The organism is Martinezella sp. CNPSo 3732, from assembly GCF_057784515.1.
Window position 1 is genome coordinate 68,540 of the sequence record NZ_JBXSOO010000002.1, and the last position, 22,736, is coordinate 91,275.

Here is a 22,736-nt window from a genome sequence, read left to right on the forward strand (position 1 = left end):
CGCTAGTTATCCATATATACCGGAATAAAACTCTCGAATGGAATGTGCCTATGGATCGTTTGAGCGGCTTGACGGCTTTCGTTCGCACGGCGGATCTCGGCAGTTTTGCCGCCGCCGGACGCGTGCTCGGCCTTTCGGCATCCGCTGTCGGCAAGGCGGTCAGCAATCTGGAGCATCAGCTTGGCGTTCGGCTGCTGCAGCGTTCCACACGGAGCATCCGGTTGACCGAGGAGGGGCGTCTCTTTCATGAACGCTGCCGACGGGTGCTTGACGATCTCGAGGATGCGCAGGCCTCGCTTGCGCAGGCGGTTGCCGTGCCACGCGGGCGGTTGCGCGTCAGTGTGCCGATCGTCAGCTACCACTTCCTCTTGCCCGTCGTCCCGGAATTCGTGGCCCGTTATCCCGAGGTCGAGCTCGACATCGATTTCAACGACCGTATCGTTGACATGATCGAGGAGGGTGTCGATGTTGCGATCCGCAGCGGCGATCTGCCGGACTCTCGGCTGATATCGCGCACCTTGCGGCCGTTTCAGATGTTGCTCTGCGCTGCGCCCAGCTATCTCGAACGCTTCGGTATTCCCGGTTGCCCGCGTGATCTCAACGAGCATCTGGCCGTCAGGTTTCGCTTTCCCAACAGCGGCAAGCTGCAGGATTGGCCGCTGACCATGCCGGAAGGCGAGCCGGAGCTGCGCATGCGGACCGCCTTTTCCTGCAACAATATGGAGGCGGTTCGTGGCGCGACCGTTGCCGGCCTCGGCATCGGTTGCATGCCCGATTTCCTCGTGCGCAGCACGCTTGCGGAAGGAACGCTCAGAACCGTTCTCCACGATTTCATCGACGAGCCCGCCCATTTCCATCTGCTCTGGCCATCCAATCGTCATATGTCGCCCAAGGTTCGGGTTTTCGTGGATTTTCTGAGCGAAAGGCTTTTCGCGAAAAGCTGCGATGTTTTGCCGGCGACGACCGCTGCCTGAGACACAGACCATCGTATCGGCTCGAGTTCCGCTTGCCTGCCGAGCGAGATAATTTCAGAATTGCCCGGGAGGCAGTTGTCGCGGGAGCTCGAGTTTGCGACGGTGTTTGCTCATATGCAGACTTGCCCCACGACGGTCTGCAACCGCTAACTTTGGAAATCACGATGAGCCGCTTCTGGAGCCCTATTGTTCATTCCTTGATCCCCTATGTCGCCGGCGAGCAGCCGGCCACGGGCGGAATAATCAAGCTCAACACCAATGAGAGCCCTTACGGTCCTTCGCCGCTTGCCCTGGAGGCGATCTCGAAGGCTGCATCCGATACGCTGCGGCTCTATCCAGATCCGACAGCGCGAGACTTGCGTGTTACAATCGCCGAAAGTTTCGGGCTCGACAAGGATGAGGTCTTCGTCGGCAATGGATCGGACGAGGTTCTGGCCCACACGTTCCAGGCGCTGCTGAACCATGATGAGCCCTTGCTTTTCCCTGACATCAGCTACAGCTTCTATCCGACCTATTGCCGCCTCTACGGGATCGCCTTCCGGCAGGTTCCGGTCGATGAAGAGATGCGGGTCCGCCTTGACGATTATCGCCAGCCCTGCGGCGCGATCATTCTGCCCAATCCCAACGCACCGACAGGGATCGGCCTGCCTTTGGCTGATATAGAAAGCCTTGTTAAGGATCATCCCGATCAGGTCGTCGTCATCGACGAGGCCTATGTCGATTTCGGCGGCAAGAGCGCGGTTCCACTTGTCCGGACATATCCGAACCTCTTGGTAATCCAGACCCTGTCGAAGTCGCGCGGGCTTGCCGGTCTGCGTGTGGGTTTCGCTGTTGGTCAGAGAGCGCTGATCGAGGCACTGGAAAGGGTCAAGGACAGCTTCAATTCCTATCCTCTCGATCGGCTCGCGCAGGCAGGTGCGGTAGCGGCCTGGAAGGATCGGGACTGGTTCGAACGCCATCGCGCCATGATCATCGCCAGCCGGGAACGGCTGGCCGCCGAACTCGGAGAGCTGGGCTTTTATGTTCTTCCGTCATCCGCCAATTTTGTGTTCGCGCGGCATCCGAACCGGCCGGGTGTGGAACTCGCGGCCGAGCTTCGGAGCAGAAACATTCTGGTAAGACGGTTTTCCGCCGAGCGTATCGACGACTTCCTGCGCATCACGATTGGAACGGATGAGGAGTGCGACCGGCTAGTGGCGGCGCTCGCCGAAATATTGCACTGATCTTACGCTTGGAGCGATTGCTCCACGGCTGATTGGGGCGATTGGGTGAGTAGCCCTCGAAATGAAAAAGGCGGCGGAGCTGAGTCCGCCGCCTTCTGTCATCACATGCGATAGCGATCAGATGTCGCTTGCGGCATTCGCCCAGATTTCCGCGGCCTGCGCGGCGGTGACGCGGCGGACATCCGTTTCATCGCGGCGGCTGGCGAAGAGTTCGCTTGCCATGATCTGCTCGGCGAGATCGGCGGGCAAGGACAGCAGGATGCGCTGGCCATCCTTGTGGATGCCGCCGACATCGGAACGCTTGCCGGTGATCATGCCGCCGGCGACCGTGTTGTTGCTTTCAGGGTCGATCAGGATGAAGGAGCCGGTCGAGCGGTTCTGTTCGTAGGGATCGAAGATGGCGCTCTCGTCGAAGGTCAGGCGAACCTTGCCGATGGCGTTCATCCAGAGTGCCTGCGCCGGAGCCCATGCGCCGGTCTTCAGCTCGAGCTGGGCGATCGGCTGCACCTGCACACGCTGGCGGCGGCTGCCGCTCTTCAGCCAGTAGCGCTTGCCGGGTTCGATGCCTTCCGGCTGCAGCGCGACGATCTGCGCATCGAAGGAGAGGCCGGTCTGCGGCTGGCTATCGATGGCGACGATCATGTCGCCACGCGACACGTCCACCTGGCGGTCGAGAACGAGGGTGATGGCATCGCCTGCGACCGCGGCGTTGCGCACGAGATCGAAGGTGACGATCTTGGAGACATTGGCGACCATGCCCGACGGCAGGATCATGACACTGTCGCCCGGCTTCACCGAACCGCCGGCAACGGTGCCCTGATAGCCGCGGAAGCTCTCACCCGGGCGGGAGACGCGTTGCACCGAAAGGCGGAAGCCGACCGTCTGGGCCGAGCGAACGGTCGCGAGTTCCAGCGTTTCGACCAACGTCGGGCCGGTGTACCACGGCATAGCGGCCTGGCCGGAATAGACGACGTTTTCACCCTTCAATGCCGACATCGGAATGGCGGTGATCTGCTTGACGCCGAGCGACAGTGCGAATTCGCGGAAGTCGTTGGAGATCTTTTCGAAGCCTGCGCGGTCGTAGTTCGTCAGGTCGATCTTGTTGACGGCAAGCACGAACTGCTTGATGCCGAGCAGCGACGCGATCGTCGCATGGCGGCGGGTCTGCTCGAGGATGCCCATGCGCGCATCGACCAGCAATACAGCGAGGTCGGCGGTGGAGGCGCCGGTTGCCATGTTGCGGGTATACTGCTCGTGGCCGGGTGTGTCGGCAACGATGAAGGAGCGCTTGTCGGTCGAGAAGTAGCGATAGGCGACATCGATGGTGATGCCCTGTTCGCGCTCGGCCTGCAGACCGTCGAGCAGCAGCGCGAAGTCGGGCAGGCCGAGATCGTTCTGCTTGCCGGTGGAATCGCGCTGCAGCGTGGCAGCCTGGTCTTCCTTGACCGCCTTGGTATCCCAGAGGAGACGGCCGATCAGCGTGGACTTGCCGTCATCGACGCTGCCGCAGGTAATCAGGCGAAGCGGGCGTGAGTCGCGAAGGGCCTTGGCCGGTTCGGAGGCGGACCCAACAGCAGGCCCAGCAACGGGCATCGTGACGACGTTGGCGTTTGCGGTCATCTCAGAAATATCCTTCACGCTTCTTCTTTTCCATGGAGCCGGACTGGTCGCGGTCGATGGCGCGGCCCTGTCGCTCGGAAACCGTGGCGATTTCCAGCTCTGCAATAATGTCTTCAAGGGTCGTGGCGGTGGAACGGATGGCCCCGGTCAGCGGGAAGCAGCCGAGCGTGCGGAAGCGGATGAGCTCCTCGCGCTTGGCTTCGCCGGGCAAGAGTTCCAGCCTTGGATCTGCCGCCATGATCATCATGCCGTCGCGCTCGACAATGGGACGCTTCGCCGCGAAATAGAGCGGCACGATCGGAATATCCTCGGCCTGGATGTAGCGCCAGATATCCACTTCGGTCCAGTTGGAGAGCGGGAAGACGCGCACGCTTTCGCCCTTGCGGATCTGGCCGTTATAGACGTTCCAGAGTTCCGGGCGCTGGTTGCGCGGATCCCAGCGATGGTCCGGCGTGCGGAAGGAATAGATGCGCTCCTTGGCGCGTGAGGCTTCCTCGTCGCGGCGAGCGCCACCGAAAGCCGCGTCGAACTGGCCGGCATCGAGCGCATGACGCAGCGCTTCCGTCTTCATGATGTCGGTGTAGCGGGCCGAGCCATAGGTGAAAGGCGTGATATTCTCTGCCTTGCCACGCGGGTTGATATGCTCGATGAGGTCGAGATCATACTTCTTCACGATCTCGTCGCGGAAGGTGATCATCTCGGCGAATTTCCAGCCGGTGTTCACATGCAGGAGCGGGAAGGGGACGCGGCCGGGATAGAAGGCTTTGCGCGCCAGATGCAGCAGCACCGACGAATCCTTGCCGATCGAATAGAGCATGACGGGACGCTCGAACTCGGCCGCAACCTCACGGAAGATGTGGATCGCCTCGTTTTCCAGCGCCTTCAGATGCGGATCGAGCGGTGGCTTGGCGCTTTGCGGATGGGAGATTTCCGTATCCGGACGGCTATCAGGCATTTATCACTCCAGAACTTTCAAATGTCCCGACCGAAACTTGGCCGGAAAGAATGGATGCGTTGGTTCCCGGTTGAACAGCGGCGTAGGAAACGCGCTTCGGATCGGTGTCGGGAGCCGGCGGGCGTATTATTGTGCTGGTGCGGCAGCACCTTCTTCGTGGACATGCAGGCCGCATTCGCGTTTTTCATCGTTTTCCCACCACCAGCGGCCGGCCCGCTCGGGCTCGCCCGGCTTGATGGCACGGGTGCAGGGTTCACAGCCGATCGAGGGATAGCCGCGCGCATGCAGCGGGTTCACCGGAACGCTATTGTCGGCGACATACGCGCGGATAGCATCGATGTCCCAATCGGCAAGCGGGTTGATCTTGATCAGGTTGCGCTCGGGATCGAATTCCGCAAAGGGCGTATCGGCGCGATTGGCGGACTGGCCGCGGCGCAGACCGGTGATCCAGATGGTGGCGCCCGAGAGTGCACGCGCAAGCGGCTTCAGCTTGCGCACGCCACAACAGGCATGCCTGGCTTCGACGCTCTCATAGAAGCCGTTCAGACCGTATTTTTCGGCATAGGCATCGATATCGGCCTGTTCCGGCTCGTAGCGGACGATCTTGATATCGTATTGGCTTTCCGTCTCGTCGATCAGAGCGAGCGTTTCCGGGAAGAGGCGGCCGGTCTGCAGGGTCGCCACTTCGATCGGCAGGCGGTGATTGCCGATCTCTGCCGTGATCACCTGATCCTCGATGCCGAGCGACGTCGTGAACACGGCACGGCCACCGAGGCCGGCCACAAGAGACAGGCGGCCGGCAAGATCGAGCGATGCGAGCTGGCTGTTGAGCGTCGCGGCATCTTCAATAAGGGTAATGGCAGTCATGGGAATCCTGTCCTGATGTTGCCGGGAGTATCGCAGTTCGCAACGGCAGCGGACAGAAAAATAGATTTCGAAAGGGAACGCAGGAGAGTAAATATCTCCATGAAGCAGCGCCGATAAGAAAAAGCGACCGCCTCGGCTGTTAACCAAGGCGTTTTGCCGCCGGAAGCGGCCCTTCGGAAGCACCTGATATGGCTGACCATGTTTAAGTGCTTGCTTTAATGTCTATAGAAATAGTAGAGTTACACATAGCTTGTCAAACGGAAATCGGAAGTGATGCCCGAAATGATGCGCTGCGGCGGATTTTGCGCTAAACTATGGGCATAGCGACGAAGAATGATAACAAGTCTGGGTTGCTAACGTTTCCTGGCCGTGCGCCAAGGGTGTGAGTGCTTCGACATTGCCCCGGGGACGAGGGCTGAGAAGTTCTTTAGCGGACCGGCCGAATCGCTCGACCGGACGTATCGCATGTGTGTGTGAAGCGGTTCGAAATGATTACTCAGAAAGCAAAATATGCGCTGCGGGCGCTGTCTGCCTTGGCCCAATCCGAGGCGGGTGAGCCGATGATGATTTCCGACATCGCCGCCCAGCAGAAGATCCCGAAGAAATTCCTCGAACAGATCCTTCTCGACCTGAAGCATCAGGGTGTCGTCATCAGCCGTCGCGGCAAGCAGGGCGGTTATCTCCTGCGCAGACCGGCGGACGAGATCACCTTTGGCGAAATCCTGCGGGTCATCGATGGACCGCTGGCGCCGCTGCCCTGTCTCTCACTGACAGCCTATCGTCGATGCGACGATTGCGACGGTGAGCAGACCTGCGAAATCCGCCACGTCTTTGCCCGGGTGGCAGATGCGACCCGCAAGGTGTTGTTCTCGACGACCATCGCCGATGCCATCGCTCAGCCTGATGGTGCCGAGGTCGCCAGGCTGATGGCATAGGCAGGTCAAGGCGGGAGGCCATACGGGGTGCCTTCCTCCGGAAACCGCGGAGCTTCGGCATTCAGTGGGTGGCGTGTTCCTCGCTGCCTTCCTTTTCCATAGCGCGCCGGGCGCGGATCGCTGCCGCGATGAAGACGCGGGATAGGCCATGATATAAGGGCTCGCGCGACAGCAACCGCGAGGTCACATAGCCGATCATCGATACCGCCATGATCGGGATGACGGCTTGATGGTCGCCGGTCATTTCCAGGATGATGACGAAAGCGGTCATCGGCGCCTGCACCACGCCGGCGAAATAGCCGGCCATGCCGAGGATTGCCGCAAGCGCCACGCCGCCGCCGATCAGCGTGCCGACCGTGCTGCCGAAGCCGGCGCCAACGGCAAGTGAGGGGGCGAAGATGCCGCCGGGAATGCCCGAGATCATCGACAGAAAGCTTGCCAGTAGCTTCTCGACGAAGAAGAGCAGGGGCAGGGCATGTCCTTCCACCGCGCCGCGGGCTTGCTCGTAACCGGTGCCGAAGGTTTGGCCGCCGGAGAGCACGCCGACGGCGGCAACGACAAGACCGCAGAGGCCGGCAAGGATCAGCATGCGTTTCAACGGCTGCGGTTGTGCCCAGCGGCGGATGCGGATACCGGCATAGAGCGCCAATCCACTGAAGGTGGCGCCGAGCGCGCCGCCGCCGACACCGCAGATCAGCATGACGATCCAGTCCCGAAGCATCGTCGGCGCGGCTTCAGCCGTGCCGAAGTAATTGTAGCTGCCGGAAAGGCCGAGTGCGGCAAGGCCGGAAAGAATAACGGCAGTCAGAACCAGACCGTTGGCGCGGGATTCATACGTGCGGCTCATCTCCTCGATGGCAAAGACGATACCAGCAAGCGGCGTGTTGAAGGCGGCAGCGATGCCGGCCGCGGAGCCGGCAAGGATCAGCCCCTTGGCCTGCGCCATGCCGCCGAAGCGTGCAACGGCCAGCATGAAGGACGCACCGACCTGGACCGTCGGCCCCTCGCGGCCGATCGAGGCGCCGCTCAAGAGGCCCAATATGGTCAGCACGATCTTGCCGAAAGCCAGCCTGAGAGAGAGCAGCCTCGTGCGATCCCCTTCATGATGCAGATGTCGCGCGGCAATCGCCTGCGGAATGCCGCTCCCTTGCGAATTGGGAAAGAGCGTCGCTGCAAGATAGGCCGAGAGTACGAAGCCGAGCGGCGTCAGCACGAGCGGCAGCAGCCACATCCACTCGCCCGATTGCGTCACGCCGGTAAAAGCCCGCTGCGCCAGATCGGCGAGCTTGGCGAAGCCGACGCTGATGACGCCGATCGCCAGAGCGCCCGTCCAGAACACCAAACGCGGTCGCCAAAGATTGAAAGAGCCCCAGAAAACACGGGAACGGCGGAGGAGTTTGGATTTGCGGTAGATAGGGGGCATGGGACGTGTGACCGTTATGCTGGCCCGCATGCCTTTGGAGGCATTTTTCCGGGCCGCTCACCTCGTGGGGAGAATTGCGATATCGATCTTTCTTACAGAATTTCCTTTTGCGGCCAAGGCTTAATCCACGTGTTGACCGTTTCGAGCGATCGAATAGAATGTATTGCAATTGCAATGCAAAGGGGCGATGAATGAAATCCGCTTCCATACCTCCTTTGAGGGTTGATCCCGCCTTGCGCGCCGCTGCTGAAAGCGTGCTGAGAGAGGGTGAGACCTTGTCAGCATTTGTGGAAAGCTCGCTGCGTGCGCAGATTGAACACCGCCGAACGAGGGCTGAATTCATCGCTCGCGGCCTTGCTGCGCGGGAGGATGCGAGAAAAACTGGCGTGTATCATAGCGCTGACGACGTGCTGGGAATGCTGAAGGGCAAACTTGAAGCTGCAAAAGCGTCCGGACGAAAATGACCTTTGCGGTGCGTTACTCCCAAGGCGCATTCGATGATCTCGAACGACTCTATGACTATCTCCTGGTGAGAGACATCGAGCTTGCGGAAAAAGCCTATCAGGCGATTGCCAAGGCAACGGAATTTCTGGAGAATTTTCCATTCAGCTGTCGCAAAGCGTCGGCGGACAACGCATTTCTCCGCGAACTCGTCATTCCGTTCGGCTCGTCGGGTTATGTCGCTCTATTCGAGATCGAGGATAGTGAGACAGTGACGATCCTGGCGATCAGGCATCAGCGAGAGGAAGACTACCACTGATGCCTGCCCATCCTACCGATCGCTCGTCTCCCACCGCGGATTGATCCAAGGCTCCTGGTTCGAGCGCGCCAGCTTCGGCTTGCCGAGAATATGATCGGCCGCCTTTTCGCCGGTCATGATCGAAGGTCCGTTCAGATTGCCGTAGGTCACATGCGGGAAGATCGAGCTATCGGCGACGCGCAAGCCGTCGACGCCGATGACGCGGGTATCGGGATCGACCACCGCCATCGGATCGTCCTTCGAGCCCATCTTGCAGGTGCCGCAGGGGTGATAGGCGCTTTCCAGGTGCTCGCGCAGGAAGGCATCGATCTGGTCGTCGGTCTGAATATTCGCTCCTGGCTGGATTTCCGTGCCCCGGTACTCGTCGAAGGCCTTCTGCCCGAAGATCTCGCGGGTGAGGCGAACGCAATGGCGGAATTTCTCCCAGTCTTCCGGATGGCTCATATAGTTGAAGCGGATGACCGGATCGGCCTTCGGGTCGGAGGAGCGCAGCGTCACGTTCCCACGCGATTTCGACAGGTTATAGCCGACATGCACCTGGAAGCCGTGGCTCTTGGCCGCCGCCTTGCCGTCATAGCTGATGGCGACAGGCAGGAAGTGATATTGGATGTCGGGCTGTTTAACGCCGGGCGCCGAGCGCAGGAAAGCGCAGGCTTCGAACTGGTTGGACGTGCCGAGCCCCTTCTTGAAGAGCAGCCACTGTGCGCCGGCAATCCCTTGCATGTACCACGGCAGCCAGGAGTAGAGCGACACCGGCTTCAGGCTCGTCTGCTGGAAATAGAATTCCATATGGTCCTGTAGGTTGGCGCCGACGCCTGGCCTGTCGACCTTCACCTCGATCCCCATGTCGCGTAGATGCTGCCCCGGCCCGATGCCCGAAAGCATCAGCAGCTTCGGCGAATTGAACGAAGAGGCGGAGACGATCACCTCGCGGTTCGCACGGATCACCTCGATCTTGCCGTCACGCTCCACTTCGACGCCGGTCGCGCGGCCGTTTTCGATGACGATCTTGCGGGCGAAGCAGCGGATGAGCGTCACGTTCGGCCGCTTCAGGGCAGGCTTGAGATAGGCAGTCGCCGCGGACCAGCGCCGGCCCATCCAGGTCGTCTGCTCCATCAGGCCGAAGCCTTCCTGCTTGCTGCCGTTGTAATCGTCCGTCGCTTCGAAGCCCGCCTGCTTGCCGGCTTCGATGAAGGCGTGGAAGAGCGGATTGCGGGCATCGCCTCGGCGCACGTGCAGCGGGCCATGCGTGCCGCGCCATCCCTCTTCGCCGCCATGCGAATGTTCCATCCGCTTGAAATAGGGCAGAACGTCGGCATAGGCCCAGCCTTGGGCGCCGAGCTCTTCCCAGCGGTTGAAGTCTTCCGCATGGCCGCGCACATAGACCATGCCGTTGATCGAGGAGGACCCGCCGATCACCTTGCCGCGCGGGGCGGTGATGCGTCGGTTGTTGAGCTGCGGTTCCGGCTCGGAAAGATAGCCCCAATTGTAGCGATCCATGCTCATCGGCCATGCAAGGGCCGCCGGCATCTGGATGAAGGGCCCGAAATCGCTGCCGCCGAATTCCAGAACGATGACCGAATGCTTGCCGTCTTCCGACAGGCGGTAAGCCATGGCGGAGCCGGCTGAGCCTGAGCCGACGATGACGAAATCTGCCTGTTCCATATCCATCTCCTGTGGCCGTCTCGATCCTTCGAGGCGCGCCTTTGGCGAGCACCTCAGGATGAGGCGGATCATCGTCCGTGCTTGCGGTTAACAGCTCTCGCCCTCACCCTGAGGTGCCGCCACAGGCGGCCTCGAAGGGCGAGGTTGAGCCCCGAGGTTGCATCAATAAGGTGCCTGTACCGGCCCCATGCCGACGTAGACCGTCTTCAGTTCCGAATAGTGTTCCAGCGCCGCCAGCGAGTTCTCGCGGCCGAAGCCGGATTGCTTGGAGCCGCCGAAAGGAATTTCGACCGGGCAGAGATTGTAGGTGTTGATCCAGAGCGTGCCGGCCTCCAGCTGGTCGACGACGCGGTGGGCGCGGGTGAGATCAGCCGTGAAGACGCCGCCGGAAAGGCCGAATTCTGTGGTGTTGGCGCGGGCGATCACCTCGGCCTCGTCATCGAAGTCGAGCACGCACATGACCGGCCCGAAAATCTCCTCGCGCGCGATCGTCATATCGTCAGTGACATCGGCAAACACGGTCGGCTGAATGTAATAGCCTTCGCCCGAGACATTGTTCGGGATACCGCCGCCGGTTACGAGCGTTGCGCCTTCGGCCTTGCCCTTTTCGATATAGCCGAGCACCTTCTCGCGCTGCGCCCAGGAGACCATCGGGCCGATCTGCGTTGCCTCGTCCATCGGGTCGCCGATGAGCATGGCGTCTGTGCGGGCCTTCAGGCGCTTCAGGAATTCGGACTTGATCTTGCTGTTGACGAAGACGCGCGTGCCGTTCGAGCAGACCTGGCCGGTCGAATAGAAATTGCCGAGCATCGCGCCACCGATGGCGCTGTCGATATCGGCATCCTCGAAAACGATCAGCGGTGACTTGCCGCCGAGTTCCATGGTGACATGCTTGAGGCTGCCAGCGGCAGAGGCTGCCACCTTACGGCCCGTCGGCACCGAGCCGGTCAGCGATACCTTGGCCACGTCGGGGTGGTTGATGAGCAGCGGTCCGGTTTCGCGGTCGCCCTGGATGACATTGTAAAGACCTTTCGGCAAGCCGGCCTCGATGAGGATTTCGGCAATCTTCAGTGCGCCGAGCGGCGTGTTTTCCGAAGGTTTGAACACCATGGCGTTGCCGGCGACCAGCGCCGGCGCGCCCTTCCAGCAGGCGATCTGCTGCGGGTAGTTCCAGGCGCCGATGCCGACGCACACACCGAGCGGCACACGCTTGGTATAGGCGAAATCGCCGCCGAGCGGGATATAGGAGCCGTTGAGGCCAGCCGCCGCGATGCCGCCGAAAAATTCGAAGCTGTCCGCGCCTGACGTCGGGTCGGCGACAATGGTTTCCTGGATCGGCTTGCCCGTATCCAATGTCTCCAGTTCGGAAAGCTCACGGTTACGTTCGCGCATGATATCGGCCGCCCGCTTCAGGATGCGGCCGCGCGCCGTCGGGCTCATGGCTGCCCATCCCGGCTGCGCCCGCTTGGCACTGGCGATTGCCTTCTCGACGATGGCAGGCGTTGCCGCATGCAGGCGGGCGATCACCTCGCCGGTCGCCGGATAGATGCTTTCGATAAGAGTGCCGTCGGTGTCCTCGACATATTCTCCGTCGATGAAATGCGAGGCTTTCGGTTGTGCGCGCATTATAGAACCCTCAATTCTTCGTAGGACACCATGACATGCTCTTGAAAAGCAGGCCGCTCGGTGAGGTTTTCGTAGTAGCGCTGCAGCCGCGGATGGGCAGGGCGCTGGATGTCGATGTCGAAATAGCGATAGAGAACGTGCCCGAATTGTATGTCGGCCAGCGTCAGATTATCGCCGGCGAGGAAGCGATGCCGTCCGAACTGCGACTCGGCGATGTCTAGCTTCGCACTGAGCACGGCTACAGCCGCAACGATCGCCTTCTCATCGCGCAAGGCAGGGGCGGTCCGCACCGCGCGCCAGAATATCGGTCCGGTGAAATTCAAGGCGATATTGATCTTGGCCCATTCGGCCCATTTGTCGGCCTGGGCGCGATGGCGGGCATCCTTCGGCCAGAAGGCATCCTCGCCATATTGGGCGGCGAGATAGCGCAGGATGGCGCCGGTTTCCCATAGCGGTTCACCATCGCCGTCCCGCAGCACCGGAACCGTGCCGTTCGGGTTCATCGACAGGAATTCAGGCGTGTCGTTGACGCCATAGGTAAAGCCGGCATCGATGCGCTCATAGGTAAGACCCAGCTCGCCGATGCACCACATCAGCGCCTGCACATTGGATGACGATTTGCGGCCCCAGACGGTCAGCATGTTCTCAGCCTTTCAACGCATTGAGATGGGTCGTCAGATAGTCTTCCGTTAGCGCGATCGAGGCCTCGGTGCTGATCGGCGCGGATCTGAGACCCTGCCGTATATAGAGCCCGTCGATCATCGCAGCCGCGCCCTCGGCGATGCGCCCTGCGTCGCCGACTGGGCACAGAGCCTTGAGATTGGCGACGAGATTCGAATGCAGGCGGCGTGCGTAGATGACGAGAAAGCGCCGCGTCTCTTCCGAGCGCTGCGCTTCGGCATAGAAGGCGAGCCAGGCAGCGATCGTTTCCGGTGCGAACTGATCTGCCTGAAAGCTGACGCGGATGACGGCGGAGAGCTTTTCGCGCGGCGTTTTCGCCTCGCGGAGCGCCGTCACTACGCTGTCGCGCAGCCGCTGTAGATGCACGCGGACGGTCTCGATCAGCAGCTGTTCCTTGCTGCCGAAATAGTGATGCGCGAGCGCAGGTGAAACGCCCGCCTGCTTGGCGATTTCGGACATGGTGACGGTTAGCGAGCCGTGATCGCCGATCACGCGCATCGCAGCATCCACCAGCGCCTTGCGGCGCACCGGCTCCATTCCGACTTTCGGCATTGCGTCATCCCCAAGGCTGGAGCCGAATGTATTTTTGATTGACTGATCAATCAATAAAAAAATCACATGGCCAGCCTTGCCTGACGAAAAATCCGCAACCTCTTTCCGCAAAGCGTTTCTGTGCCATACTTCCTCATAGGAGGAGGTGCAGTCATGGTTGATATTCTTGATGAAGTTCCCCCATCCGCGATGCGCGACAAATGGGGTTGGTTTGTCGGACTTGGCATATTGCTGCTGATCTGCGGCGGCATCGCCCTTGGCAATCTATTCATCGCCACGGTGGCTTCGGTCTATTATGTCGGCATGCTGATGCTGATCGGCGGCATCGTGCATCTGGCCCATGCCTTTCAGGTGAGGAGCTGGGAGCATATCCTGTTCTGGGTGTTGAGCGGCCTGCTCTATACGGTTGCCGGTATCCTTGCCTTCGCCAATCCGCTGTTGGCTTCCGAGGCATTGACGCTGTTCCTTGCCATCGCGCTCCTCATCGCCGGCACATTCCGCGTGTGGGTCGGCCGCAAGCTGAAACCGGAGCGCGGCTGGATCTGGATCGTCATCAGCGGTCTTGCGACTGCCGTCGCCGGCATCGCCATCGCTGTCGGCTGGCCCGCCAACAGCCTTTGGATCCTCGGCCTTTTCCTGGCCTTCGATCTGATCTTCCAGGGCTGGACGGTGGTGGTCTTCGGCCTCGTGCTCAGGCGGTAGTGCATCTCCCAAAAGGGGTAACGCACTGCTACTTTTTGACAAGAAGCGTGAGCGGCGTTACTCTTTGCGCCTCTGCCGTATCAGGCAGAACGGCGTTGCGTTGATGTAACGGCAGTATCTTCGTCTGGAAGTCCGCATGTCTAGCGACATGCCGAAGGAACTGGTCGAAGCCGCGGAACATGGTTCCAGACAAATTTCCGCCAGATAACGTCAAGGGAGGAATATCATGCCGATGGTAACGGTTTCCATCTCTCCGCTTCAGGCTGCCGGCATCCGGGCAGCGGTCGACACCGGGACTTACGCCTCGAGCAGCGAAGTCGTGCGGGAAGCTCTTCGCATGTGGGATGCGGCGCGCAAGCGTGGTGACATTTGCGAGGTGCCGCGTGCCGCCAACGATGGCGGCGAGACGGCAAAGAACGGCCGCTGCGTCGCCGATATGTTTGCCGATTACGAGGCAGAGCGGCACTCGAGCAATCAGCACTGAATCCCACTCGTCACGGCAGCCCTCGGCTGCCGTGTGCCGGGTATGCGTCTCGGCGAATGGTTAATATTGCTTTACCATTCATGAAACTTTCACATAGGGGAAAGGTTTCGTTGACGCTTTATGGCGCAATCTTGGGTCGAAAACGCGGTAAATCCAAAGTTTTACTTAAATAAATTAGATTAGAATTCGCAAGTGGAGATGGGCATGTCCCTGCCTGCCGCAGTCGAGCCCGGCGTATTGCGCCGATATGCCAGCGACCAGATCGTCACTCTCGCCAAACTCGTCATCGAAAACGCGTTCCAGCCAATCGTGGAGGCCGGTACGGGCGCCGTTTTCGGCTATGAATCCCTGATGCGAGGCCAGGAACGCATCGGTTTCGACAGCCCGGTCGATATGCTCGACGAAGCCGAACGCAGCGGCCAGCTTCTCGGGCTGGAGCAGATAGTCACGAGCCGCGCGCTGGCGAAGTTTGCCACTCTGCCCAATATCGCTGCCACGACGCTTTTCCTCAATCTGGATGTCCGGCTGATTGCGCAAGGCACCACCCTGGTCGACAGCCTGCTACAGCATATGAGAAAGGCCGGTATCGCCCCTTCCTCCATCTGCTTCGAATTCTCCGAACGTTTCGACAATACCATTGTGCCGGAGTTTTCGGCGCTGGTTGCCAAGATGCGCAATGCCGGCTTCAAGCTCGCGATCGACGATTTCGGTGTTGGCCATGGCGAGATGAAGTTGCTGTCCGATTATCCGGTCGACTATCTCAAGATCGACCGGCATTTCATCGTCGATATCGACCGCAGCGCCCGCAAGCGCCATATCCTGAGGAACCTCGTCAATATCGCCCATGTCCTCGGGACTCGCGTCATCGCCGAGGGCATCGAGACTGAGGCGGAGTTCGTGACCTGCCGCGAATTCGGCGTCGACCTCGTCCAGGGCTGGTTCATCGCCCGTCCGACGGTCTTGGTCAACGAACTGAAGCAGAGCTTTCCGCATCTGCAGGATCTCGGTAAGGCCGCCCGCAACAGCCAGTCGCTCGATGAAATCCTCATCCGCAAGCAGATTGAGGTGCTACCGACCATCCGTGAAACCGACAGTATCGACAGCGTTTTCGAACTCTTCCGCCGCAATCCGCGCCGGGCTTATTTCCCGGTCGTCAATGCCAATGATGAGCCGCGTGGGATCATCCACGAATACCAGCTGAAGGAATATATCTATCAGCCCTTCGGCCGCGACCTTTTGAAGAACAAGGTCTACAAGCGTTCGATCTCGCATTTCGTCGAGATGGCGCCGATCGTCGGGCTCGATTCCGATGCCGACACGCTGATGACGATCTTCGCCAACATGGAAAGCAGCGATTGCCTGATCGTCACCGAAGGCACGCATTATGCCGGCATCGTCTCTGCCGCCTCGCTCATCAAGGTCATCAACGAAAAGCAGCTGAAGATCGCCCAGGACCAGAATCCGCTGACCGGCCTGCCGGGCAACAGGGCGATCCATGATTTCATGCAGAGCGCCGGCCGTGATGGCGATGACGTCAGGCATTTCTGCTATTGCGACTTCGACAATTTCAAGCCGTTCAACGATGCCTATGGCTTCCATCTCGGCGACCATGCCATTTCGCTGTTCGCCGCATTGATGCGGCGCTATTTCTTTGCCGAGCGCCATTTCCTCGGCCATGTCGGCGGCGATGACTTCTTCATCGGCGTCAGCGGCTGGAGCACACAGGAGCTGCGCGAGGTTCTGGACCGGCTGCTTGCCGATTTCCATGCGGATGTTCTCGAACTATATTCCGCGGAGGATCGTGCTGCAGGCCGCATTCGCGGCCACGACCGCAGTGGTGCCGAGGCGGAATTCCCGTTGATGCGATGCTCGATCGGCATCCTGCAACTGCCGGAGGGGCTGGTGATCGACAACATCAACCGGGTCAGCACCTCCATCGCGGGTATCAAGGCGAAGGCAAAGGACAGCGCCATGGGCGTGGCATTCCTCGGCTTGGCCGAGACGAATTGACGCCCTCCGGCACTCGGTCCTTTTCAAGCGCTTTGCGCTAAACTATCTCCACTGCTTTGCTGGGAGAGGAGATTGCGCCATGCCCTTGCCGTCTGAAATGCGTTTCGTGGATTTGCCGTCCTTTGGCGGGCCTGAAGTCATGACCATCGCCCGAAAGCCTCTTCCGGTGTTGAAGCCAGGCGAGATCCTGGTCCGCGTCGAGGCCGCCGGCGTCAACCGGCCGGATGTGGCGCAACGGCAGGGGACCTATCCGCCGCCGAAGGAAGCAAGCCCGATCCTCGGCCTCGAAATATCAGGCGAGGTCGTCGACGTCGCGCCCGGCGTGACGGAATTTGCCATCGGCAACAAGGTCTGCGGTCTCGCCAATGGCGGCGGCTACGCCGAATATTGCGTGCTTCCCGCCGGCCAGGCGCTGCGCTTCCCGAACGGTTATGACACCGTCCGCGCGGCCGCCGTCCCCGAGACCTTCTTCACCGTATGGGCCAATCTCTTCCAGATGGCCGGCCTCACCGAAGGCGAAAGCGTGCTGATCCACGGCGGCTCCAGCGGCATCGGCACGACGGCGATCCAGCTCGCCCACGCTTTCGGTGCGACCGTTTATGCCACGGCTGGGTCGAAGGAAAAGTGCGAGGCCTGCGAGAAGCTCGGCGCCAGGCGGGCGATCAATTATAAAGACGAGGATTTCGCCGAGGTCATCAAGGCCGAAACGGAACATGGCGTCGATATCATCCTCGACATGATCGGCGCCGCCTATCTGGAGAAGAACCTCGCCTCGCTTGCCCGCGACGGCTGCCTCTCCATCATTGCCTTCCTTGGCGGCGCGGTGGCGGAGAAGGCCAACCTTGCGCCGATCATGGTCAAACGGCTGACCGTGACCGGATCGACCATGCGTCCACGCACGGCTGAGGAAAAGCGAGCCATCCGCGACGATCTTCTCGCCCAGGTCTGGCCGTTGCTCGACCAGGGCACCGTCGCTCCGGTCATTTATCAGACCTTCTCTTTCGACGACGTGGTCGAGGCGCATCGCTTGATGGAAACGAGCGATCACATCGGCAAGATCATGCTGAAGCTGGCTTGATCGTGAAGGACAGGATGACCGCGATCAGGCCGGGTATCGCCATCAGCGCATAGAGCCATGTCGCTGCAGAGAGGCCGCCGCTGATACCGCCAGGATGGGTCAGGCCCGCGCCATTGACGATGACGCCTGCGAGCGCTGCACCGAATGCGCCGCCCAGCGACTGCGTCATCGAGATCGCCGCCGAAGCCTTGTCCTGTTCGGCTCTGCGGGCGATGCCGATGATCCTGGTCACAAGATGCGCCCATCCTAAGCCGACGCCGAAGCCCATCAGGAACATGGCGATCACAGCCGGCGCGAATTCCGCGAGGTCGGAGAAAGGCATCGTGGTCGCCAGAAACGGGATCAGCGATGCCGTGGCCGCCGTTTCCAGAATGCAGCCGACAATGATGGCGACGGCCGCTGGCCTGCCCGAGAAAGAATTGCTGAAGAAGGCCGCGATGGTCCAGCCGAGCGCTACCAGCGCCACGAGATAGCCCGAGACCAGCGGCGTCACGCCATGGAGCGTCTGCAGGAAGTAGGGGATATAGATGTCGCTCGTCAGCACCAGCATCATCGTGAAGATCGTCAGATAGAGCCGCGCGATGGGATTGCTGAGCATGACGGCGCCATAGGGTAGCAGCCGCACTTCGCTCTTGCGCTCGATCAGCACCATTGTTGCGACGAGCACGATCGAAGCTGCGATCAGCACCGTCTTGTAGGATCCATGTTCGATCGTACCAGCGATGCTGACGAACAGGACGGCAATCAACAGAAGCCCGATCTGGGCGAGCGGCGTCCTCGTATCGATCCGGTCATCCGCAACATCGGGCAGCAGCCGGCGCGAGGAAAGCGCCATGACGACGGTCAGCGGCACGAGAATGATGAATGCCTCGCGCCATGCGCCTCCGGCGGCAAAGAGGCCGCCGAGCGTCGGCCCGAGCACGGTCGCCACACCCCAGATGGCGGCGTAGAGGGTAGAGGCCTTGCGCCACAATATCTCCGGATAGACGAAACGGATGAAGGCATAGGCAAGGCCGGAGAGCATGCCGGCCCCATAGCCCTGGATCGCGCGGCCCGCAAGCAATACGGGCATCATCGGCGCGATAGCGCAGGCCAGGCTGCCGATGCCGAAAATAAGCGCCGCCCCGACATACACCGTGCGCAGGCCCATGCCCCTCGGCCGGGTCGCGACCGTGATCGAGCCGAGCACGCCGGCGGCGACGAAGAGCGTCGTCATCCATGAGAATAGTTCGAGGCCGCCGATATCCCGCACGATTGAGGGAGCGATCGTGGCGGTGATGTAGCATTCGACGGCATAAAGCGTAACGCCGCCGCCCAGCATCAGCGTCGCAGGCAGACGTTTTGGTGAGAATAATGTGAAGACGGAGGAGGACGGAATGGGGGCGGTGGTTTCGATGCTGGACATCGGACGATCCTCGGTATTTTCCCTAGCGGTTGATTATTTTCCAAGTTATAATTTGGAAAATTACATCCTTGCCGAATTAAAACAAGAGAAAACTTGGAAAAATGCGTCAGTCACCTGCCAATCGAATCCTGATCCTGTTGAAAACCGACGGGCCGCAGCTGGCTGCAGCCGTCGGCGATGCGCTCGGCATATCGTCGGAGGCGGCACGCCAGCAGTTGACGAAGATGGCTGAAGATGGGTTGGTCGAGCCGGTGGCGGAAACTGCCGCCGGCCGGGGCAGGCCGCGCCAGTTCTGGCATCTGACGGCGGCCGGCAACAGGCAATTTCCCGATGGCCATGCCGATCTGACCGCCATCCTCCTTGCGACCATGGCCAGTCAACTGGGGCAGGGTGCCGTCGATGCGGTCATCTCGGCGCGCGAAACGGAGACGCTTCGACGTTACCGGAGCGAGATCGACCTTTCGGCCGATCTGCCGTCGCGCGTCGCAAACCTCGCCGCAATCCGCACGCGGGAAGGCTATATGGCCGATCACTGGCAGGACAAGGATGGCTCGCTGGTGCTGGTGGAGAACCATTGCCCCATCTGTGCTGCGGCATCTGCCTGTGCTGGCTTCTGCCGATCGGAGCTGGAGACTTTCCGCATGGTGCTCGGCGCTGCCGTCGAACGGGAGGAGCATATCCTGCTCGGTGCCCGACGTTGCGCTTACAGGATCCGCGACGCAGCCTGAGAGATCGCATTTTGATGCTGGCCGCCGGCATAGGCGATTGGCAATCCACTGGGCAGCGGCTATCACTGGCCGTCTAGCAAATCAAAGGCCGCGTCTCCTCATGTCCAATCCCGTCTGCGTCGAAGTCACCCGTGGCAATCTGGTCGAGAGCCGCCATCGCGGTTCCGTCGTTGTGGTCGATGGCGATGGCAAGCTGGTCTTTTCGGTCGGTGATATAGAAAGCGGCGTCTTTCCGCGCTCTGCCTGCAAGGCGATGCAGGCGCTGCCATTGGTCGAAAGCGGTGCGGCAGACACCTATGGCTTCGGCAACAAGGAATTGGCGTTCGCCTGCTCCTCGCACAATGGCGAGGATGAGCATGTGGCGCTCGCCGCCTCCATGCTGGCGCGCGCCGGCCGCGATGTCGGCACGCTCGAGTGCGGCGCGCATTGGTCTTTCGATCAGAAGACATTGATTCATCAGGCCCGCACGCTCGACAAGCCGACGGCGCTGCACAACAACTGTTCGGGCAAGCATGCCGGCTTCATCTGCGCCTGCTGCCATCAGGACATCGATCCCCAGGGCTATGTCGGATATGACCATCCGCTGCAGCAGCGGATCCGCGACACGATGCAGAGCCTGACCGGCGCTATTCTGGCGCACGACAATTGCGGCACGGACGGCTGCTCGATCCCGACCTATGCCGTGCCGCTGAAGGGACTGGCGCATGGCTTTGCCAAAATGGCGACGGGCGTTGGGCTGGAGCCGCTGCGCGCCAAGGCATCACGCCGGTTGTTCGAGGCCTGCATGGCCGAGCCCTTTTACGTTGCCGGCACCGATCGCGCCTGTACCAAGCTGATGCAGATCGCTCCCGGCCGCATCTTCGCTAAGACCGGCGCCGAGGGCGTGTTCTGCGCTGCAATCCCCGAGCAGGGTATCGCCATCGCGCTCAAATGCGATGACGGCACCACTCGCGCAGCGGAGGTCATGGTGGCCGCAACATTGGCCCGCTTCTTCGAGAAGGACGGCGCTGTTCATGCCGGACTGATGGCAATGGCCGACCGATCCTTCAAGAATTGGAACGGCATCCATGTCGGCGACATCAGGCCGGCAGCGGCGTTGAGGGCTTAGAGGATGCGCTCCGTTCAGCTGCTCGGTTGCCGGGCGGCCACATGCTGCCGCACAACCTTATATTCCTGCCAGATGAGAACCATGACCACGAGGTCGAAGATAGTGAGGATGATGAGCCCGATGCCATGCGTGTCGGTAAAACGGTAAAGCTGGTAGACGATGAAAAGCCCCAACGCGACCAGCGATGCCGGATAGGCCCACATCTTGCCCCGGAGCAGGCCGATGACCAGCAGCACCTTCACCAGCCCATGGCTCAAGAGGTAATAGGCATAGAAATTCTTCGTACCGACCGAGAAATCCTGCGCCCAAGTGAGCAGGTGCGTCGCGATGAAATCATTGGGGTCGTTGAGCAGCTCGGGCTGCGTGATCCGGTTCGCCAGCCGAAGGATCGAGTCGGTGCTGACGAGCGCCAGCACTATGCCACCAAGACATTCGATCAAGGCATGCGCGCCCTTCAATAGCACGCTGATTTCGAAGAGCTGATGAATGCGTCGTTCGTTCATGGGCGATCGTAACCTCTGGGGCTTATTCAGGTAGGCTTGATCGGGGATGACAACAAGGCTTACCGATCTCCGGCCGTCGGTCATGCCAGGAAGATCGGCACGTCCATATCAAGATAGGGTGCCAGACTTTCCTCCAAAACATCGGAGGGCACAATCACGCCGGAGACGCCCGTTATTGGCAGGATCTGGCATGGCGAGGCGGCGTCGAGCTTCTCGACCGTCGCCAGCACATAGGTTTCTGCCGAGCATTGCGCGATATGCCGCTTGATGGCCGCTTCCTCGAAATCGCCGGTCGAAAAGCCGCGGGCGGGATGGATGGCGGTGACGCCAAGAAAGAAGATGTCGGCTCTTATCGATGCGATGGCAGCCATGGCGACGGCACCCGTTGCCACCATCGAATGCTTGTAAAGCTTGCCGCCGATCAGGATCACCTCGGCCAGCGGATGATGCTCCAGCTCGCCTGCGATCGTCGGGCTGTGGGTGACGATAGTGACGGGAAGATCCTTCGGGAGCTGGCGGGCGATCTCGGCATTGGTGGTGCCGCCATCGAGAAACACGGTCTGGCCCGGCTTGATCATGTTGGCCGCATGCGCACCGAGCCGCCGCTTCGCATCGGATGAAACCGTCTGCCGCGCGGTAAAATCGGGCAGCTCCGGTGACAGCGGCAGTGCGCCACCATGCACCCGCTTCAGCAATTTTTCCGTCGCCATTTCCCGCAGATCCCTGCGGATCGTATCTTCGGATAGCCCGAGATCATCGGCCAACGCCTTGGCGATTACCTGGCCGTCCCGGCGCAATCTGTCGAGGATGAGGGTTTTCCGTTGGCTGGTCAGCATGCGATCTCTGCACGATATGTCACGAATAATCGTGAACTTATCAGAATCGATTCGACATTCAAGAAAATATGCGCATATTCGTGCAAATTCCTGCAGCAAGCGGGAGCTAAAAACGGAGACAAGACATGTTGATCCTGATCGCGGGGCCTTATCGCTCCGGCACTGGTGATGATCTGAAGAAGATGGCCGAGAACCTCAAGCGTCTGGAGGAGCCGTCCTATGCCCTGTTCAAGGCGGGCCATCTGCCTATGATCGGCGAATGGGTCGCGCTGCCGGTCTGGCATGCTGCTGGCGGCAAGAGCATCGGCGACGATCTCTATGAGGAGATTTTCCACCCGACGGCCGGCCGCCTGCTGCAGCTTTGCGAGGGGGTTTTGAGGTTGCCGGGTGATTCCAAGGGCGCGGACAATGATGTCCGCATTGCCCGCGAGCGCGGCATTCCCGTCTGGTACAGGCTGGAAGACGTGCCCGGCTGCGCCTGAGATCGACCGCCCATCCCCATTGAGCTAGCCAATGGGGATGGCACTTCGGCTTAATCGATCAAAACCTTTTGTAGCGCCCATTAGCATCAGCCACTTCCGTATCTGCCGGGTTCGCTTTA

At 60.6% G+C, this 22,736-nt stretch carries 23 protein-coding genes; 12 read left to right on the top strand and 11 right to left on the bottom strand.

All coding sequences use genetic code 11. The annotated features are described in order from the left end of the window. The first annotated feature begins 50 nt into the window (after nt 1-50). Both AC13RM_RS05180 and hisC read left to right on the top strand, forming a co-directional pair. Nucleotides 51-974, top strand: coding sequence for a LysR family transcriptional regulator (locus AC13RM_RS05180; protein WP_113232313.1), 924 nt, complete (start codon nt 51-53; stop codon nt 972-974). Between the two features lie 164 nt (nt 975-1,138). Next, nucleotides 1,139-2,197 (top strand): histidinol-phosphate transaminase, encoded by a 1,059-nt coding sequence (hisC, locus tag AC13RM_RS05185; RefSeq protein WP_374815736.1) that lies wholly within the window; start codon nt 1,139-1,141, stop codon nt 2,195-2,197. 117 nt (nt 2,198-2,314) lie between these two features. Here hisC and cysN read toward each other — a convergent pair whose 3' ends face one another. The 3 genes from cysN to AC13RM_RS05200 all read right to left on the bottom strand — a co-directional run bounded on the left by cysN (nt 2,315) and on the right by AC13RM_RS05200 (nt 5,639). Next, nucleotides 2,315-3,817, bottom strand: coding sequence for a sulfate adenylyltransferase subunit CysN (gene cysN, locus AC13RM_RS05190; protein WP_374815738.1), 1,503 nt, complete (start codon nt 3,815-3,817; stop codon nt 2,315-2,317). 1 nt (nt 3,818) lies between these two features. Beyond that, nucleotides 3,819-4,772, bottom strand: coding sequence for a sulfate adenylyltransferase subunit CysD (gene cysD, locus AC13RM_RS05195; protein ID WP_285176427.1), 954 nt, complete (start codon nt 4,770-4,772; stop codon nt 3,819-3,821). Nucleotides 4,773-4,898: 126 nt separating this feature from the next. Next, the gene (locus AC13RM_RS05200) at nt 4,899-5,639 is read right to left on the bottom strand and encodes a phosphoadenylyl-sulfate reductase (protein WP_374815740.1); all 741 of its coding nucleotides are present in this window, start codon (nt 5,637-5,639) and stop codon (nt 4,899-4,901) included. A 488-nt stretch (nt 5,640-6,127) separates the two neighbouring features. Here AC13RM_RS05200 and AC13RM_RS05205 point away from each other — a divergent pair, with 488 nt between their 5' ends. Further along, the gene (locus tag AC13RM_RS05205; protein WP_285176430.1) at nt 6,128-6,574 is read left to right on the top strand and encodes an RrF2 family transcriptional regulator; all 447 of its coding nucleotides are present in this window, start codon (nt 6,128-6,130) and stop codon (nt 6,572-6,574) included. A gap of 61 nt (nt 6,575-6,635) precedes the next feature. Here the strand turns inward: AC13RM_RS05205 and AC13RM_RS05210 are convergent, their stop codons facing one another. Next, complete coding sequence (locus AC13RM_RS05210) at nt 6,636-7,997, bottom strand: chloride channel protein (protein ID WP_374815742.1); 1,362 nt, start codon at nt 7,995-7,997, stop codon at nt 6,636-6,638. Nucleotides 7,998-8,188: 191 nt separating this feature from the next. Between AC13RM_RS05210 and AC13RM_RS05215 the strand changes: the two genes are divergently transcribed. Continuing rightward, nucleotides 8,189-8,461, top strand: coding sequence for a YlcI/YnfO family protein (locus tag AC13RM_RS05215; RefSeq protein WP_374815744.1), 273 nt, complete (start codon nt 8,189-8,191; stop codon nt 8,459-8,461). After that, a complete protein-coding gene (locus tag AC13RM_RS05220; protein ID WP_374815746.1) occupies nt 8,458-8,757 on the top strand; it encodes a type II toxin-antitoxin system RelE/ParE family toxin in 300 nt (99 codons plus the stop codon). The genes AC13RM_RS05215 and AC13RM_RS05220 overlap by 4 nt, the downstream gene beginning before the upstream one ends. Nucleotides 8,758-8,769: 12 nt before the next feature. On the opposite strand, the gene betA is transcribed toward AC13RM_RS05220, so the two are convergent. The 4 genes from betA to betI all read right to left on the bottom strand — a co-directional run bounded on the left by betA (nt 8,770) and on the right by betI (nt 13,281). Further along, complete coding sequence (gene betA, locus AC13RM_RS05225; RefSeq protein ID WP_440477587.1) at nt 8,770-10,422, bottom strand: choline dehydrogenase; 1,653 nt, start codon at nt 10,420-10,422, stop codon at nt 8,770-8,772. 162 nt (nt 10,423-10,584) lie between these two features. Continuing rightward, the gene (gene betB, locus AC13RM_RS05230) at nt 10,585-12,048 is read right to left on the bottom strand and encodes a betaine-aldehyde dehydrogenase (RefSeq protein ID WP_374815748.1); all 1,464 of its coding nucleotides are present in this window, start codon (nt 12,046-12,048) and stop codon (nt 10,585-10,587) included. Beyond that, nucleotides 12,048-12,689, bottom strand: coding sequence for a glutathione S-transferase family protein (locus tag AC13RM_RS05235; protein ID WP_374815750.1), 642 nt, complete (start codon nt 12,687-12,689; stop codon nt 12,048-12,050). The genes betB and AC13RM_RS05235 overlap by 1 nt, the downstream gene beginning before the upstream one ends. A gap of 4 nt (nt 12,690-12,693) precedes the next feature. Then, entirely contained in the window at nt 12,694-13,281 is a 588-nt protein-coding gene (betI, locus tag AC13RM_RS05240; protein ID WP_285176438.1) for a transcriptional regulator BetI, read from the bottom strand. Between the two features lie 153 nt (nt 13,282-13,434). Between betI and AC13RM_RS05245 the strand changes: the two genes are divergently transcribed. The 4 genes from AC13RM_RS05245 (at nt 13,435) to AC13RM_RS05260 (ending at nt 17,555) form a co-directional block, all read left to right on the top strand. Beyond that, a complete protein-coding gene (locus AC13RM_RS05245) occupies nt 13,435-13,983 on the top strand; it encodes an HdeD family acid-resistance protein (RefSeq protein WP_374815752.1) in 549 nt (182 codons plus the stop codon). Between the two features lie 226 nt (nt 13,984-14,209). Then, nucleotides 14,210-14,467, top strand: coding sequence for a ribbon-helix-helix domain-containing protein (locus tag AC13RM_RS05250; RefSeq protein WP_113232325.1), 258 nt, complete (start codon nt 14,210-14,212; stop codon nt 14,465-14,467). 204 nt (nt 14,468-14,671) lie between these two features. Next, complete coding sequence (locus AC13RM_RS05255) at nt 14,672-16,477, top strand: GGDEF domain-containing protein (protein ID WP_440478362.1); 1,806 nt, start codon at nt 14,672-14,674, stop codon at nt 16,475-16,477. Nucleotides 16,478-16,556: 79 nt separating this feature from the next. Next, a complete protein-coding gene (locus AC13RM_RS05260; RefSeq protein ID WP_488554685.1) occupies nt 16,557-17,555 on the top strand; it encodes an NAD(P)H-quinone oxidoreductase in 999 nt (332 codons plus the stop codon). On the opposite strand, the gene AC13RM_RS05265 is transcribed toward AC13RM_RS05260, so the two are convergent. Further along, nucleotides 17,536-18,960, bottom strand: a complete 1,425-nt coding sequence (locus tag AC13RM_RS05265; protein WP_374815755.1) for an MFS transporter — start codon at nt 18,958-18,960, stop codon at nt 17,536-17,538. The genes AC13RM_RS05260 and AC13RM_RS05265 overlap by 20 nt on opposite strands. Nucleotides 18,961-19,061: 101 nt before the next feature. Here AC13RM_RS05265 and AC13RM_RS05270 point away from each other — a divergent pair, with 101 nt between their 5' ends. Further along, nucleotides 19,062-19,688, top strand: a complete 627-nt coding sequence (locus tag AC13RM_RS05270) for a helix-turn-helix transcriptional regulator (RefSeq protein WP_374815757.1) — start codon at nt 19,062-19,064, stop codon at nt 19,686-19,688. A 100-nt stretch (nt 19,689-19,788) separates the two neighbouring features. Next, nucleotides 19,789-20,796, top strand: coding sequence for an asparaginase (locus AC13RM_RS05275; protein WP_440479133.1), 1,008 nt, complete (start codon nt 19,789-19,791; stop codon nt 20,794-20,796). A gap of 14 nt (nt 20,797-20,810) precedes the next feature. Here AC13RM_RS05275 and AC13RM_RS05280 read toward each other — a convergent pair whose 3' ends face one another. Both AC13RM_RS05280 and AC13RM_RS05285 read right to left on the bottom strand, forming a co-directional pair. Beyond that, a complete protein-coding gene (locus tag AC13RM_RS05280; protein WP_374815761.1) occupies nt 20,811-21,299 on the bottom strand; it encodes a DUF2127 domain-containing protein in 489 nt (162 codons plus the stop codon). Nucleotides 21,300-21,379: 80 nt separating this feature from the next. Further along, the gene (locus AC13RM_RS05285) at nt 21,380-22,135 is read right to left on the bottom strand and encodes a DeoR/GlpR family DNA-binding transcription regulator (protein ID WP_374815763.1); all 756 of its coding nucleotides are present in this window, start codon (nt 22,133-22,135) and stop codon (nt 21,380-21,382) included. Nucleotides 22,136-22,260: 125 nt separating this feature from the next. On the opposite strand from AC13RM_RS05285, the gene AC13RM_RS05290 reads away from it, so the two are divergent. Further along, nucleotides 22,261-22,617, top strand: coding sequence for a DUF4406 domain-containing protein (locus AC13RM_RS05290; protein WP_374815764.1), 357 nt, complete (start codon nt 22,261-22,263; stop codon nt 22,615-22,617). Nucleotides 22,618-22,736: the final 119 nt, after the last annotated feature.

Coding starts and splice junctions, on each gene's coding strand:
- AC13RM_RS05180 (WP_113232313.1), top strand. CDS start 51: ATGGATCGTTTGAGCGGCTTGACGGCTTTCGTTCGCACGGCGGATCTC.
- hisC (WP_374815736.1), top strand. CDS start 1,139: ATGAGCCGCTTCTGGAGCCCTATTGTTCATTCCTTGATCCCCTATGTC.
- cysN (WP_374815738.1), bottom strand. CDS start 3,817: ATGACCGCAAACGCCAACGTCGTCACGATGCCCGTTGCTGGGCCTGCT.
- cysD (WP_285176427.1), bottom strand. CDS start 4,772: ATGCCTGATAGCCGTCCGGATACGGAAATCTCCCATCCGCAAAGCGCC.
- AC13RM_RS05200 (WP_374815740.1), bottom strand. CDS start 5,639: ATGACTGCCATTACCCTTATTGAAGATGCCGCGACGCTCAACAGCCAG.
- AC13RM_RS05205 (WP_285176430.1), top strand. CDS start 6,128: ATGATTACTCAGAAAGCAAAATATGCGCTGCGGGCGCTGTCTGCCTTG.
- AC13RM_RS05210 (WP_374815742.1), bottom strand. CDS start 7,997: ATGCCCCCTATCTACCGCAAATCCAAACTCCTCCGCCGTTCCCGTGTT.
- AC13RM_RS05215 (WP_374815744.1), top strand. CDS start 8,189: ATGAAATCCGCTTCCATACCTCCTTTGAGGGTTGATCCCGCCTTGCGC.
- AC13RM_RS05220 (WP_374815746.1), top strand. CDS start 8,458: ATGACCTTTGCGGTGCGTTACTCCCAAGGCGCATTCGATGATCTCGAA.
- betA (WP_440477587.1), bottom strand. CDS start 10,422: ATGGAACAGGCAGATTTCGTCATCGTCGGCTCAGGCTCAGCCGGCTCC.
- betB (WP_374815748.1), bottom strand. CDS start 12,048: ATGCGCGCACAACCGAAAGCCTCGCATTTCATCGACGGAGAATATGTC.
- AC13RM_RS05235 (WP_374815750.1), bottom strand. CDS start 12,689: ATGCTGACCGTCTGGGGCCGCAAATCGTCATCCAATGTGCAGGCGCTG.
- betI (WP_285176438.1), bottom strand. CDS start 13,281: ATGCCGAAAGTCGGAATGGAGCCGGTGCGCCGCAAGGCGCTGGTGGAT.
- AC13RM_RS05245 (WP_374815752.1), top strand. CDS start 13,435: ATGGTTGATATTCTTGATGAAGTTCCCCCATCCGCGATGCGCGACAAA.
- AC13RM_RS05250 (WP_113232325.1), top strand. CDS start 14,210: ATGCCGATGGTAACGGTTTCCATCTCTCCGCTTCAGGCTGCCGGCATC.
- AC13RM_RS05255 (WP_440478362.1), top strand. CDS start 14,672: ATGTCCCTGCCTGCCGCAGTCGAGCCCGGCGTATTGCGCCGATATGCC.
- AC13RM_RS05260 (WP_488554685.1), top strand. CDS start 16,557: ATGCCCTTGCCGTCTGAAATGCGTTTCGTGGATTTGCCGTCCTTTGGC.
- AC13RM_RS05265 (WP_374815755.1), bottom strand. CDS start 18,960: ATGTCCAGCATCGAAACCACCGCCCCCATTCCGTCCTCCTCCGTCTTC.
- AC13RM_RS05270 (WP_374815757.1), top strand. CDS start 19,062: ATGCGTCAGTCACCTGCCAATCGAATCCTGATCCTGTTGAAAACCGAC.
- AC13RM_RS05275 (WP_440479133.1), top strand. CDS start 19,789: ATGTCCAATCCCGTCTGCGTCGAAGTCACCCGTGGCAATCTGGTCGAG.
- AC13RM_RS05280 (WP_374815761.1), bottom strand. CDS start 21,299: ATGAACGAACGACGCATTCATCAGCTCTTCGAAATCAGCGTGCTATTG.
- AC13RM_RS05285 (WP_374815763.1), bottom strand. CDS start 22,135: ATGCTGACCAGCCAACGGAAAACCCTCATCCTCGACAGATTGCGCCGG.
- AC13RM_RS05290 (WP_374815764.1), top strand. CDS start 22,261: ATGTTGATCCTGATCGCGGGGCCTTATCGCTCCGGCACTGGTGATGAT.